Here is a 14,567-nt window from a genome sequence, read left to right on the forward strand (position 1 = left end):
CTAGGCAGGAGGAGGAACCAATAAAAAAGGCGGGCATCCTAGCAGCCTGCTAAAGGATGTCCGCCGCATTATAAACTGCCGAAAATCTCAAATCACGGCTTAACCACAATTTTCCCGGCTAAGGTGCCTGCCTGCCGCAAGGTGTTGTCTTCTTGCAACTGATGCGCGGCGGCGGCCTCCGACAAGGGAAGCTCTTTGCCGATCTGCGGTTTAAGCTTACCTTCCGCAAGCCAGCGGCTGATATCTTCGCCGCAGACGGCCATTTCCTCAGGGGTTGCCTTGAACATCACGAACCCATGCAAGCTACATTCTTTGACATAGAACGGTCCCACCGGAAACGCTGGTCTGGCGTCGCGACCAGCCATAAGCACCATGCGGCAACGTTCAGCGGCGATGCTTACCAAAAAGTCGAAGTCCGGCTCGCGAATCGTTTCCCAAATCACGTTCACCCCGTTGGGGCAAATCTTCAGCACTTCTTCGGCGACGTTTTGTGTTTTGTAATTGAAGACGTGATCGGCGCCGAGCTCTTGGCACAGTTCTGCTTTCTCGTCACTGCTGGCCGTCGTTAAGACGGTCGCGCCGATCGCTTTGGCCATTTGGACGACCATCGAACCAACCCCGCCAGAACCACCATGCACGAAGATCGTTTCGCCAGACTTCAACCGGGCATTGTCGGCCCCCAAGCCCAGGTGAGCCGTCACCCCGGTTAGTGCGCAGGCAGCCGCAGCTTCGTCGGTGACATTATCAGGCGTTGCGTACAACCAGTGTTCGTCTACGGCAACATACTCGGCAAAAGTCCCTTGGCGGCCCACAAGCCCCTGGTTCGTCCCCCAGACACGCTGCCCAACCATAAACTTCTTGGTACCAGAGCCGACTGCTTCAATGGTACCGGCCAAGTCGCTGCCGGTGACAAACGGCTTGGGCAACTCCCAGTAGTTCGCCCCATTGCGAATGTAGGTGTCGATTGGGTTCAACGCCGCAGCACCGACCTTCACCAGCACTTGCCCCGGGCCCGGTTCTGGGGTGGGTAAATCTCCGTATTGAATCACTTCCGGAGGTCCAGTCTCTTCGAAATATGCGGCCTTCATGGGACGGTTTCCTTTCTCGATGGGGTCGGAGCACGCTACTCACCATCGTACAATGATGGAAACAACACACAAGCCTGGCGATCCACAGCCAAACTCATGAAGAATTTCCACCTTACTTCTTTGTAGTTCACCGCCGATTCCGCCGATTTTTTTCGCGTGCGAGGCAATTTCCTCGCACGCACGATTCACCCATTCGCCCGACAACAAGGATTCAGCCCCATGAAGAATACCGCCCTCATAACCGGAGCTTCAAGCGGCATCGGACGCCAACTGGCTTGGGTGCATGCCGAAACCAAGGGAGACCTTATCTTGATCGCTCGACGGGAAGAAGCGTTGAACGAACTGCGCGAGCAGTTGATTGCTCAGCATGGGATCAACGTGATTTGTATTCCCCTGGACTTAAACCAACCAGGCGCCGTCGAGCAACTCTTTCAGCAGGTCACCGAGCAAGGAATCGAAGTTGAGTATTTAATCAACAATGCTGGCTTCGGTTTGCATGGGCTGTATCACGAGCAAGATTGGGCGACCGACGAAGCGATGATTCATCTGAATGTCACCGTGCTGTGCGAGATGACCCATCGCTTCCTACCGGGGATGATCCAGCGGAAACGTGGTCGCATTCTGAACGTTGGCTCGACCGCTGGCTTTCAGCCGGGCCCGTTGATGGCCGTCTATTATGCCTCGAAGGCGTACGTTCTCAGCTTTTCGCAGGCCATTGCGGAAGAAGTCGAGCGGTACGGAATCACCGTCACCGTGCTTTGCCCTGGCCCAGTCGATACCGAGTTCTTCGATCGCGCCGATGCGAAACAGGTTTCGATGTTCAAAACCGGAGCAACCGCTCGCAGCGTGGCCGAGCTAGGCTATCGCACGATGCGGAAGGGGCGGTTGGTCGTGATCAACGAGTGGCGGCTTTGGTTTATCCAGAACTGGATCAACCCCTGGGTGCCGCGCCGCACGATGTTGAAGATCTCGCGATGGTTACTGGAAACGTAAGCGAACTTGTGCCACCTCGTAGATAGCCCATTAAATCCTGGTTAACTGGCCTTTTCAGCCATCATATCCCTCAAAACAGTCAAACTTCCTGGATACTGGCCCGCATTGTATTGCATAATGACAATATCGCCGTACTAGTCAGCTCGAGTTGACGTTGCATTATACCGTTTACCAAGGAAATATTCGATGAATCCGCCCCCTCTCGTTGCGTGGCTATTGCTACTCGTAGTCATGATTCCCGCGTCCAATCTAGCCGCACAAGATCAATCGCCCGACGACACAGCGATTGCCGAGGAAGCATTCGTTTATGGATTTCCGATCGTGATGAACTATGGCACATTGTATGAGTATTTCATCGATACCACATCCGACCAGTACAAGTGCTCTTTCAACGAAATCTATAACACGGCCCGCGTCTATACCCCGGCAGACACGTCGGTGGTCACGCCAAACAGCGACACGCCGTACTCGTTCTTCTGTGCCGACTTGCGAGCCGAACCAATCGTCTTCGCCGTACCGAAGATAGAAAAAGAACGCTACTTCTCTGTTCAATTGGTAGACCTTTATACCTTCAATTTTGGTTACGTCGGCAGCCGAGCAACCGGCAATGACGGGGGCAAGTACATGATTGCTGGGCCAAACTGGACCGGCGAGAAGCCTGCCGGGATCGACAAGGTTTTCCACTGCGAAACAGACTTTGCCACCGCCATCATCCGCACGCAGCTATTCGATCCGGCTGACATCGAAAATGTGAAGCAGGTTCAAAAGGGTTATCAGATCCTGCCACTTTCCACCTACCTGGGCGAGAAAGCACCGGCAGTTCCCCCGGCAATCAAGTGGCCCAAGATCGACAAAGAACTGGCCGCGAAAGATCCCTTCGCGTATCTGGCCTTCCTGCTCAACCTCTGCCCGCCGGTTGGCCCTGCTGAGTCGGAAATCGCCATGCGAGCCCGTTTCGCCAAGATTGGCATTGAAACAGGCAAGTCGTTCCCTTGCTGTGAACTGACCACCGAGCAGGAAACGGCGATAAAAAAGGGAGCCGAACAAGGCTTCGCTGCCATCAAAAAGAACACCGACAGCTTGGGCGACACCATCAACGGCTGGCATATTTTCGATGTTGAAAACAATCGCGAGGCGTGCGACGGAAATTGGCTGCTACGGGCCTCAATTGCCATGGCAGGCATCTATGCCAATGACTCGGCTGAAGCCACTTATCCGATCACCCGCACCGATGCGAACGGGCAACCGCTTGATGGTAGCCAGCAGAAGTACACCATTACGTTCCCGGCAGGCCAGTTGCCACCAGTGAACGCCTTTTGGTCGGTAACGATGTACAACGGCAAAACACAGCTCTTGATCAAGAACCCGATCAATCGCTACCTGATCAATTCGCCGATGCTGCCCAACATGAAAAAGAACGCCGACGGTTCGTTGACCATCTACATTCAAAAGGACTCGCCGGGTGCCGACAAAGAAGCCAACTGGCTACCGGCCCCAGACGGACCGATTTACCTGGCCATGCGTTTGTATTGGCCCAAGACCGATCCCCCTTCGATTCTGCCTCCTGGTCACGGAACGTGGCAGCCACCAGGGGTTGTCCGAGCGGACTAGTGCCTAGCGAGACCAACACCATTTAGCCTGCTCAACTTTTCAACGAGCATGTCCAATCAAAAAGCCAAGCCGACGAAAACGACGGCTTGGCTTTTTTTGTTTGGTTTTGCCTGGAAGCATCGAGCCTAAGCGGCTTGCTTTCGCCACTTGATCGATTGAGGCGAGTCTTTATCGAAGTTGGTTAAGCTGCGAACGGCGTACGAATCGTTGCCGTTCGAGGCGTAATAGATTCGCGCGTTCACTTCCCCGAGCAGCCCCATACCGAACATCTGCGAGCCAAGGATCGTGCTGAGCACGGCCAGCAGCAGCAGTGGGTTGCCGGTCATATCGACTCCGCCAGCCAGCTTCATACCAATCGTTGTCAGCACGCTCAGCCCGGCGATGCCCAAGCAGGCCAAGCCCATCCGTCCGAACAGTTTCATCGGGCTGGTAAAGAACTGCTGCATGTAGGCAACGGTCAGCAAATCGAGCACAACTCGCGTAGTGCGACCGATGCCATATTTGGTTTGTCCGAAGCGGCGAGCATGATGACGCGTGACCACTTCCACGCATTTTGCCCCGCGCTGGTGAGCCAGAATCGGAATGAAGCGGTGCATCTCGCCGTACAATTCCAACTCGATGGCAATCTCTCGCCGAATCGCTTTTAAGGTGCAGCCCAAGTCGTGAATGGGAAACTTGGTTACCTTCGAGATTATCCAATTGGCAATCTTCGAAGGCAGCTTCCGATTGACCCATGCGTCTTGCCGATTCTTCCGCCAGCCGTGAACCAAATCGAACCCTTCGTCGATCTTGCTCAGCATCATGGGGATATCGTCAGGATCGTTCTGCATATCGCCATCAAGCGTGATCACCACGTCCATCGAAGCATGCTGAATGCCTGCGTGCATGGCGGCTGTTTGCCCATAGTTACGGCGAAACTCAATCACCTTGGCACGCGGATCGGTCGCGGCAATTTCCTTGAGTTTGCCCGAGGAGCCATCGCACGACCCGTCGTCAACAAACAGAATCTCATACTCCCGCCCCAGCCCTGCTAGCACCTGGTGCAAGCTGCTGTAAAGCAGCGGAATGGTCTCGATTTCGTTGTAAATCGGCACAACAACGGAAACACTCATGATGGCGACAACCCGCATGGAATTCGAAAAAGGGCTCAAGTTGGATCATCCATAACCCGACAAGCCCGGCGCGGGGATGTTAGCAACAGTGGGCCGAGGACCACAATGTTAATTTCGGAGAAGGGCATCCCTGCGAAGATGGGATACGTGGGCAGGTGGGGAATGGTTCATCCGCTCTCGCCAGGATGAACCATCGGATATCTTCTGAATCTGGTATCTGGGTTTACTTGTCACTCCAGTCCGAGAACCTCCGCCAGTTTAATTCTATCTGCCGGCCTGTGGCACTATTATTCCTCGTCACTTACAGCCGCCCCAGCAGTTCTGACTTTTTGGTGCTGAACTCGTCGTCCGTTAGGATTCCCTTGTCGCGTAGTTCGCCGAGGCGGGCGATGGCGTCGAAGATGTTGGTCTCGTTCACCGAGTTGCCGTTCGGAGCACTGCTGGTTGGTGGCGGGGAAGCTGGCGCCGTGAACGAAGGGGCAGGGGGTGGTGTTGATTCGACCGTTTGCCCATTTCTAGAGACGACCGGCAGCGTGCTTAAGCTGACCGTGCCGTATTGGCTGGTGAAGATGATCGAGCTGCCCATCCCTTGTTGCTGCGAAAAGCCGCCGATCTGGTGATCGAGTGTGTCGTACACCCAGACATCGCCGCCGGAATCGACCGCCAACCGCCGCGAGCCGGCAAAATAGGCGTAGCGTAAATTGTTCTGCGAACCGGTCGAGTTGGGTTGCCCCAATTCTGCCGGCCACCAGTGAGCACGTGGATCAGGTACGAACAGGCTCGACTGGCCCTGCAGGCCTCCGTTGGCCTGGCTTTGGTATCCACCGCCGCCGCTCTGCTGTTGGTGGTAGTTGCCACCCCCTTGCTGCTGCTGGCCGCCACCGCTTTGGCTTTGCGATTGAAAGCTGCCCGCTTGCAACAAACCTGGCTGACTGGCCAGTAGGTTCGAGATTTCGTTACAAAGGGCGTCGACGCGTCCCTTCAGGTTGTAGTTGAACATATCGCCCAACATCATCATGCCCCCTTGCATCCACTGGCCCGAGCCAGCGAACTCAGGATGACAGAACTGGGCCATTGAACCGTTCCCGTTCAAAACGGCAAACAGCATATGCGTTACGGCGTCGGTGCTAAATCCGTGACGTTGGGCCAGATCAGAAGCGATCCGATGCCCTTCTGGCGAAAGTTGTTGCATCGGGCGTCTCCTAGTGGATATGAAGTGTAAGCATCCCTACAGGTTATCACACCGTAAAGTCTAAGATAACTGGGCAAGCCAGAGCAGCACTTCCTGAGCTGGCTCCTCCTGAGAGCAGCCCAAGCGAGACGGCACAATAGAATTTTTCTTCTGGCAGCTTTGCTGGTGCTAGCAATTTGGGTTGCCTGCCTAAACGCAGTATATGCGCGCTTTTGCGGCTGATTTCATGACAATCACAATCGTACGTATCCGCAAAATTGACGCTTTATAAACCACCCCCCCTCTTCCTAGCCATAAACAACTTAACTGCTGGTATGTGGAATGCCGATGCCTGTGATTATCGAGTGAACTCAAGTGATAGTGCTGAAGGCATACCAACGTGTCGTCGGGGCGGCAATGCACTTGGCGGATCTTGACGGAAAGGGGCTTTCATGGAAGTTGTTTTTGGGAGGGAACGCGATGGATCGCGGAATTTGGGTTGCCTTACTGCCAGCGATGATGATCGCTGCGGCAGGCGTGGCGAAGGCAGAAGAGGTTAAGCTAACGTCTTACGATGACTTGCTCACTCGGATGGAAAATCTCGAGCATCAAGTCAACACTCAATCTGCTCAGATGTATCAAGCGATTCCTTGCGAGCCCTGTGCGACTTCGCAGCAGTGCGGCAAATATTACGGCTCGTACGAAGCCGTTTTTCTTACTCCGTTTCAGTCGAACAATACCGGCATTATTGCCCAGAACGATCCGGTGATCGAACACCTAGGCTTCGACTGGGAAATGAAATATAGCAACCGCTTCGAGCTGGGCTATCTTGCCCCAACCGGCGGCCTGGGCTGGCGGGCACGGTATTGGCAGTTCGACCAAAGCAGTTCTTTTGCTGTGGATAGCAATGCTGGTCTGATCCAAGACGAAGGGGCCATTATTTGGGCAGCGACTGACACGGTGATTGGTTTGGTCGATGTCGACACTGCCGTCATGACCCAGTCGATTGACGCCCAAGTGTTTGACTTGGAACTGCAAACCCTCAGCACCAAGAACTTCCTGTTCAGTGGTGGTTTTCGTTATGCAGAATTCGATCAATCGTATCTTGCCGTGACGGACTCAGGCATCGCAATGGGCAATATGGATTTCCGTGGCTACGGCCCGACCCTAGCGGCTGAATACCAACGCAACGTCTGGTGTGGTTGGGATTTGTTTGCCAATGGACGCGGATCGATTTTGTTCGGACAACAATCGTTCCGAGCTTCCAATAATAATGATCCGACAATCATGGACATTCGCAACACAGGCTCCTTGGCCAGCTCGCTGGAAATGCAAATGGGCCTGAAGTGGACCTCGCGGAACGAGCGATTCTTCTTCAAGTCGGCCCTGGAAGCACAGTACTGGGCCAACGTAGGCAGCCCGAATCCGGCAGCGACCTACACGGATAGCTCTGACAAAGCGAATGCCGATGATGTGCTGAACGAAAACCTCGGGTTCGTCGGCTTTACCGTTGGCGGCGGTTTCCAGTACTAACCTGCTTCGCCAAAAACGTGCGATCTCGACTCACTTCTAAACGCCTTCGCAGTCAAACACTGCGAAGGCGTTTTGCTTATCCATTTTCTCTTGACTTGAAGTGTGGCAATTCCCTACAAGAGTGCGCCCCTTCGTCTAGCCTGGCTTAGCGGATGTTTGGTTAAAAACCTTCTCGGCCAACCGAATAGGGGCGTCCTGAACGATAAGGGCGAACGCCTGCCAGTTTTTAGACAATGTACACAGAGATCCACCAACACGGACTGGTGTCGCCATGAAAGCCGCTGCTCGCTCGGCAAATTCACATTCCAATCTAATCGATGCATTTCGCATTAAGATGGCCACGCCGGTCGACGCATCGTCACTTGCTGTCTTCCGCATTTGCTTTGGCCTGGTCATGGTCTGGCATTTGTTGAAGTACTTTCAAAGCTATCACGGGATGACAGAAATTGCCCGTGTATTTGGCATGCCGGCGTTGCACTTCACTTATCCTGGCTTCGGTTGGGTACAACCTTGGAGCGAGCCCTGGCTAACGTTTCATTTCGCCGTGACAACCATCGCGGCAGGCTTGGTTGCGTGCGGGCTGTTTTACCGCGTGGCCAGCGTCGTCTTGTTTTTAGGGTACACGTATATCTTCCTGCTGGAAGCAACCTTATACAACAATCACTACTATCTGATTTGCCTTTTCTCGTTCCTCTTGATCTTCATGCCGGCCAGCCGTTGCTGGTCTTTCGATAACCTGATTCGAAAGCAGTTTCAGGGAAAACCAGATCTAGCCAACGCTCCGGCTACCATTCCGTTTTGGCCGATCTTTCTGCTCCGTTTTCAACTGTTTGTGGTCTACTTTTTTGGCGGTATCGCCAAGCTGAATGCCGACTGGCTAACCGGCGAACCGCTTTACACGCCCGGCACTATTCTGCACGACTTTCTCTTTGGCACGATCGGTCTGCCGCAGGTATTGCAGCCCATCCATCTTTGCTTGTTCCTGGCTTGGGCTGGCCTGTTTTACGATCTGAGCATTGGTTTCCTATTGCTGTGGAGAAAAACACGCTGGCTAGGTCTGCTGGCGACGGCAATCTTCCACTTCCACAACCATTTTATCTTTCCTATTGGTATCTTTCCCGCGATGGCGTTTACGGCGACGCTCGTTTTCCTCGATCCGAATTGGCCTCGCCAGTTGGTCAATTGGCTTAAGCAGCCACGTTGGCCTTCCGCTCAAACGGCCACTCAATCCCCACCAAGCTCGTCGTCATCGCACGCGAAACTCGCTTTTGGCATGACGATGGCGATTTGCACTTTTGTCGTTTGGCAATCGACTTGGCCACTACGTCATTTGATCATTCCTGGCGATGCGAACTGGACCGAAGAAGGGCAAGACTTTGCCTGGCGTATGATGCTGCGAGCCAAAGCTGCCGGCCATATGACGTGCCGAATTATCGACCCTCAACTTCACACGGTAACCGCTCAAGGGAAGCCTGCCATCGAGTGGGATGCATGTCCGGTGGGAACCCCGCAGGCAATCCATATTGCGATCGATTCCCACCTGTTCGTCTGGTCGCATCACCCTGGCCTTACGATCACGCAAGAGCCGATCTTTGGCCGTCGCTTGATTTATAACCCCAGCAGTTTCCACACCGACCGTTCCGAAGCGATCGAGGTCGGAAAGCAAAATGTCTTGCAGCAGTGGGAGAAGACTTTTGCCCGAGTTCCCACGATCGAAGAAACCATTTCATTACCGGAAGCGATTACGTTGATCCAAACGCGCTTCGACAAAATGGCCGACGGGCTTCGGCTCTCTCCCGATGTTCGAAGCGAATTTGCTACGCAACTAGCGGAACTGAAGCGACAAGACGACGCGGACGCAGACAAGCAGCCGGGCCATGAACCTCGGCGCGTGCAGCTAGTGAATGCGTTGCATCGGTTGTATTACTCCCCCCTGGCAAAGATCGTGCGGCCTGTCATCCGTAGAATAGAACCCTTCGTGCTGCAAGGCGCGGCTCCTTCAGGCAAACCACTTCTCGTCATCAGCGATGCTTCACTCGATCAAACAAACGCTGCCGCAACCGAGGTAGATCTGCTCAAGCTCTCCGCTGGCGAACCATACATCGTCTGGACCGATTTTTCCCGTATGCGACCAGATGATTGGCGGCAGTTACCCCAAAATTTCGTGACGTTTGAAGACCGACAACTTCACATGGTATGGAATCACTTTCAAGAGATCGAACCGCATCAGCTTGAGAAAGCCGCTGTGCGTCCTTGGATGATCCATCAGTACGCTCAGCATGTCGGTAAACGTTGGCAAGAAATCACCGGACGTCCGCCAGAGGTCCGCGTCGAGAGCTACGTGATGATGAACTACACCATGCCACAAATGCTGATCGATCCGCAAGTCGACCTCGCCTCGGCTCCGCTCAGCACGTTTGGGCATAACGCGTGGATTCTTCCCCGCAATCACCAGCGTCTAGGCATCGCCAACCAGGCTCCGCCGACAACCATGCGTCGCTAACCATGCAGGCAACATGCAAAGATGCGAATCGCTAAAACCCCGTACTTCATCTGGCTGACCACTTTCGTCTGCTTGGCCGTGTTTGCCAACTGGCCAGTCCGCACCGGGATTCCCGTTGGCTTTTTCACGTACGTTGGCTTTCCGTGGCAATTCGCGCTGTGGAGTGGAGGCGCGCTGGTAGATTTCGATAGCTTGGCGCTGACACTTGATATAAGCATTTGGCTATCGCTGTTGGCCGTCGCTCCCTGGGCGCTGTCACGACGTCCACGTTCAAAGAAAGCTTCGCCTGCTTAATCGAAGTCCGCAAATCCACTAAGGCATTTCTGCTTCGCTGGCGTTTTCTGGGGCTGGCATCGGCTTGGCTTGCTTTACCGATTCGACGAATTCAGCGTATTGGCGCACGGTTAACTTGGCTGGCATTTCTTTCGGATCGCTGACACCGGTGACTGTTCCCAGGTCTTCGGCCGAGATCTTCACACCTAATTGATCTTCGGTTTTGAAGACGATTGCCACAAAGTCGAGCCCATCGGCGCCGAGCTTTTCGAACGTCTGATCTGCGGCAACGTCTGCCGGCGCGATTCCAATCTGCTCGGCCACGATCTCTTGCACCTTAACCACCTCAGGCGAATTCGCAGCGGCAGGTGGGACCGGCAAAGGGGAAGAAGAAGAAGCTCCGCATCCGACGGCAACGAGCGTAACAAAAACCAAGCCGAGGCGAGTCATCGTGATTGAAATCCATGAAGGTTACATTAGCTTCGATACGAATGTCAGCATACCAAGGTCAACGCAAGCTGGCCATCGTCCGCCCCACCTGGCAGTGGCTCGAATCCCCGCTTTCGGGAATCGTGGTTGGGTCAACTTGGCTGGTGGTTTATGATGCAAGAGGCATATTTGCTGATTCTCGCAGCACGCTCGATCCACTTCCTAACCGCAGCCGAGAGAAAATCACTCAACCGTGTATACCGAAACCGAAGGCAGCCGCAAGGCAATTGGCGACGTTGATGTTTTGTACCACGATGGCCTGTATCACCTGTTTCACTTGGTGCTGCCCAATCACGACTTCATCGCGCACGCGGTCAGTACCGACGGCATCAATTGGCGGCGTGTTAATAATGCCATCTTCATTGGCGATCCTGGCTCGTGGGACGACCTGATGCTGTGGACGATGGCCGTTTCCCCAAATCCGCATCAGCCAGGCCAGTGGCGAATGTTTTACACCGGCTTGTCTCGGCGGGAGCAAGGCAACATCCAACGCATCGGCTTGGCGATCAGCAACGACTTGTTTCATTGGCATAAAGTCCCCGTGAGCTGGCACGACGATCGCGGCCCCAACGACCCTGAGTTGGTTCGGCGTGCCCGCGAGATCGCCCGGCAGCAACCAACCAGTTGCCGCCATGCGATGATCGACGAAGGGAGCCACTTTCCTCTGGAAGCAGATCCTGAGTTTTACGAGTCGAACCTTTCCGAAGGGCGTGAGTGGGTTAGCTTTCGCGATCCCTATTACTACCGCGAAGGAGATCGCGGGTGGCTAATCATGGCCGCGCGAACCAAGCACGGGCCGATTGTCCGGCGCGGGGCGGTCGGCGTGATGGAAGAAGTCGCCCCCGGCAAATTCGAAGCCCGGCCACCGCTGCATCATCCCGGGCTTTACGACGACATCGAAGTTCCCAACCTACTGAAGATCGAAAACGAATACTATTTGATTGGCAGCCTAAGGGAAGACGCCAAGATTCGTTATTGGCACACCAGCCAAATCGGCCAGCCGTGGCGCAGCTACTACGATAACGTGCTGCTGGCCCAAGGAAACTATGCGGCCCGCATCTGCCAGGATGAACATGGCTGGCTGCTGTGGAACTTTTTTACTTTAGGTGGGCCCGATCGTACCTCGCATAACTTAATGCCGCCCCCGAAGCGATTAAAACGTGGTGAAGACGGCATGCTGCGAGCTACCACCTTCGAAGGCTTGCAGCGATTCCTGGCCGAACCGGTCGATACGCGTTGCGTGCGCATCCTGCAGAAAGAACTCGGCCAGCAAACGTGTTCGATCGACGGCAGCACACTCGATCTTTCGTGCGAAGCTGGCTTTCAAGCGTTTGTATTTGACGAAACCATTGAGTCGGCTTGGTTCAATGCCAAGGTCGATCTGCAAGGGCTCGGCAAATGTGGCATCGTCTTTCGGGTCGATCCCGATACGCAAGACGGCTACTATCTGTCGCTCGACCTGTTAAAGGGAGTTGCCCAACTGCGTGCCTGGCACACCGGCGCCCCAGGCAGCGGCGAACACATGATGCAGTTCCAGGCCTTGCAAGGAGGCAACTGGCATAGCGATACGCCCGGTAAAGCCGAGCTGAGCTTAATCGCGTTTGGGCACTACCTTGAACTATCGGTCGATGGTCGCGTCATCCTTTCACTGGCCGATCCGACTTTCACCGAAGGGTTGTTTGGCGTCTACCTCGAATCAGCCGCGATGCACCTTTCCGATGTCGATCTACGCATCATGCGCAGCCCTGAGCAATCGGCCAATCACCTGGCGACAGGTTAGTTCTTTAATAGCTTCGCGGTCGGTAATGCCAAGACAAATAAAGCTGGCAAAAACATGCAATTTCGATTGCTTGCTGGCCTCCTGCCGCCTAGACTATAGACAACTCGTCTTGCCTGTAGTCATTGAAGTGCTGTCATGCGGCTGCCCCATTCTTATTCTAGAGAATAGTGAACATGCGATCTACTTGGCTGAAGCTGTTTTGCGTGCTGTTGTTTTCTGTCACCGGTTACACACAAGCCTGGTGCCAAGATGCACCGAGCAGTCCTTCAGCCAAGGAAACCAAGTCGCCGACATCGACGGTTTTCGGAGACCTAGTCGAGATTGGCTCGGAAATCCAAATCACACCGGAAGGAGGCAAGCCGCTTGAATTCGATAAACAACCGCTGGTCATTTGGAGCAACCCGACACGCCCCGCTGCCCCTCATGGCTGTATCTTTATTTGGAATGCTGCTGGACGCCCCCAAGCGGTTGGCAGCGTGTTCACCTTTGTCATCCGGAACGAGGTACGACTCAAGCATCAATTGCACTCCCTTTCTAGCGAACCACTGGAAGCAACGTTTCGTGAGCAAACGGTCTGGAAACCAACCCAGCCTGGTGTTACGTGGATCAATTTGCCGGCAGAGATTTCGCCCCACGATAACCCACGTTTGCGTTTGACCCAAATGCGAGGCATCGCCCGCCAGTATCAGGCCCGCTTGGAAAAACCGGATGGCTCAAAGACTCAATTAGAACTCAAACCGACCCCCCTTTATCGGTATCAATCCCAGAACGCCAAGGTTGTCGATGGAGCGATCTTCTCGTTCGCCAATGGAACTGATCCCGATGTGTTAATGCTGCTGGAAGCGTACGAGGACGACACCCAAAAGGTGCGCTGGCGTTATGCATTCGCGCGATTTCATTACTGGCGACTTGTCGTTGAAAATAACGAAGGAGCGGTCGTTTGGGAGGTAGAGGCGGAACCAGCTCTCATCTCAATGGCCATCGGGGATACAAGCCTAATAGGTCTGCCGTATGTTAGTTACATCGTCGATCGAAAACCAACCGGTGAATAACTAACGGGCCAACACTTCACAGTCAGGCAATGCCGCTTGGAGCTGGTCGAGACCAGGGGTGGTCGCGTTTGTTTCGCTGGCCCAAATAATTTTTAGCTGCTTGCAGCGTTCTAGCTGCTTCAATCCCTCGTCCGTTATCGCGGTGTAAGAGATGTCGAGCGAAATAAGCTGAGGAAAGTTTGCCACGACAGCCAAGCCTCGATCGGTGATGTCGGTGCCTGCCAAGCGGAGTGATTTTATTTGATTCGACTCTCCGAGCGAGGCGAGCTGCTGATCAGTGAAATCGGTGTTCTCCAGTGCTATCGTTTCCAGATGCTTCAACCGGGTAAGACGCTCTAGCTGCAATTGAGAAGTTGATACTCCCTCTAAGTTCAAATGCTGCAAGCTTGGTAAGCGGCAAATGACCTGCAAGACTTGATCGTCAATCAAATGCCGAGGCGTATCTTCCGAGACGGAAACATATTCGATGCTGTTGTTGCCAGAGAAAGGGACGAAAGAGGAACTCCACCGAAAGTCCGATCTTGCCCAGTGGCTTCGCCTCCATTCGTCTCCTGAGTAACCACCACCCACACAAAGAAATACGCCTTCCAGTGAAGCGACATTTTCTCGCAGATTCGCGGCAGCTCGCCACCGCATCCCCACGCCACCGATCAAGCCACCCAGCAGCAACATTAATCCCAATAACGTTTGTAGGCGAAAGCGGGGCATCGTGGCGGTACCTCTCATTTCCAAGCCGGTAATTCCCTTTAAGCTACGACTTCGCCGCCAGTCTTTAAAGCAATTTGTTTTCCGTTTTGCACAAAAGAGGAGTTACCTAGAATGCTCGCAGTTTAATCTCAAAGGCGACCGGTCGGTTCGCTCGACACGCCAGCGCCGCTCGCATACCTCAATTGCAAATGGAATCGCATCGATACCATATGGGAAGACAGTCCACTTGTCGCAACTCCTTTCGCGTTGTTCGG

Annotated in this window: 12 protein-coding genes; 7 read left to right on the forward strand and 5 right to left on the reverse strand. The window is 54.1% G+C overall.

What is annotated here, in order from left to right:
* Nucleotides 1–92: 92 nt before the first annotated feature.
* A complete protein-coding gene (locus DTL42_RS24705; RefSeq protein WP_114373359.1) occupies nt 93–1,088 on the reverse strand; it encodes an NADPH:quinone reductase in 996 nt (331 codons plus the stop codon).
* 219 nt (nt 1,089–1,307) lie between these two features.
* Here DTL42_RS24705 and DTL42_RS24710 point away from each other — a divergent pair, with 219 nt between their 5' ends.
* Both DTL42_RS24710 and DTL42_RS24715 read left to right on the forward strand, forming a co-directional pair.
* Complete coding sequence (locus tag DTL42_RS24710) at nt 1,308–2,081, forward strand: SDR family NAD(P)-dependent oxidoreductase (RefSeq protein ID WP_114373361.1); 774 nt, start codon at nt 1,308–1,310, stop codon at nt 2,079–2,081.
* A gap of 186 nt (nt 2,082–2,267) precedes the next feature.
* Nucleotides 2,268–3,692, forward strand: coding sequence for a DUF1254 domain-containing protein (locus DTL42_RS24715; RefSeq protein WP_114373363.1), 1,425 nt, complete (start codon nt 2,268–2,270; stop codon nt 3,690–3,692).
* A gap of 125 nt (nt 3,693–3,817) precedes the next feature.
* Here the strand turns inward: DTL42_RS24715 and DTL42_RS24720 are convergent, their stop codons facing one another.
* Together DTL42_RS24720 and DTL42_RS24725 are read right to left on the reverse strand one after the other, a co-directional pair.
* Entirely contained in the window at nt 3,818–4,804 is a 987-nt protein-coding gene (locus DTL42_RS24720; RefSeq protein WP_114373937.1) for a glycosyltransferase family 2 protein, read from the reverse strand.
* Nucleotides 4,805–5,105: 301 nt separating this feature from the next.
* Entirely contained in the window at nt 5,106–5,996 is an 891-nt protein-coding gene (locus tag DTL42_RS24725; RefSeq protein ID WP_114373365.1) for an SHOCT domain-containing protein, read from the reverse strand.
* 459 nt (nt 5,997–6,455) lie between these two features.
* Between DTL42_RS24725 and DTL42_RS24730 the strand changes: the two genes are divergently transcribed.
* From DTL42_RS24730 to DTL42_RS24740, 3 genes are all read left to right on the forward strand, one after another.
* A complete protein-coding gene (locus DTL42_RS24730; RefSeq protein WP_147274433.1) occupies nt 6,456–7,508 on the forward strand; it encodes an Lpg1974 family pore-forming outer membrane protein in 1,053 nt (350 codons plus the stop codon).
* A 271-nt stretch (nt 7,509–7,779) separates the two neighbouring features.
* Nucleotides 7,780–10,011 carry an HTTM domain-containing protein gene (locus DTL42_RS24735; RefSeq protein WP_114373369.1) on the forward strand — a complete coding sequence of 744 codons (2,232 nt, stop codon included), beginning with the start codon at nt 7,780–7,782 and terminating at the stop codon, nt 10,009–10,011.
* Between the two features lie 21 nt (nt 10,012–10,032).
* A complete protein-coding gene (locus DTL42_RS24740; protein WP_114373372.1) occupies nt 10,033–10,305 on the forward strand; it encodes a hypothetical protein in 273 nt (90 codons plus the stop codon).
* An 18-nt stretch (nt 10,306–10,323) separates the two neighbouring features.
* Here DTL42_RS24740 and DTL42_RS24745 read toward each other — a convergent pair whose 3' ends face one another.
* Entirely contained in the window at nt 10,324–10,734 is a 411-nt protein-coding gene (locus DTL42_RS24745; protein WP_114373375.1) for a phosphopantetheine-binding protein, read from the reverse strand.
* Between the two features lie 232 nt (nt 10,735–10,966).
* Between DTL42_RS24745 and DTL42_RS24750 the strand changes: the two genes are divergently transcribed.
* Both DTL42_RS24750 and DTL42_RS24755 read left to right on the forward strand, forming a co-directional pair.
* Nucleotides 10,967–12,553 (forward strand): glycosyl hydrolase, encoded by a 1,587-nt coding sequence (locus DTL42_RS24750; RefSeq protein ID WP_114373377.1) that lies wholly within the window; start codon nt 10,967–10,969, stop codon nt 12,551–12,553.
* Nucleotides 12,554–12,726: 173 nt separating this feature from the next.
* A complete protein-coding gene (locus DTL42_RS24755; RefSeq protein ID WP_114373379.1) occupies nt 12,727–13,605 on the forward strand; it encodes a hypothetical protein in 879 nt (292 codons plus the stop codon).
* On the opposite strand, the gene DTL42_RS24760 is transcribed toward DTL42_RS24755, so the two are convergent.
* Nucleotides 13,606–14,313 (reverse strand): hypothetical protein, encoded by a 708-nt coding sequence (locus DTL42_RS24760; RefSeq protein ID WP_158545542.1) that lies wholly within the window; start codon nt 14,311–14,313, stop codon nt 13,606–13,608.
* Nucleotides 14,314–14,567 lie beyond the last annotated feature (254 nt).

Origin of the sequence: Bremerella cremea (genome assembly GCF_003335505.1) — a bacterium.
GTDB classification, from domain to species: domain Bacteria; phylum Planctomycetota; class Planctomycetia; order Pirellulales; family Pirellulaceae; genus Bremerella; species Bremerella cremea_A.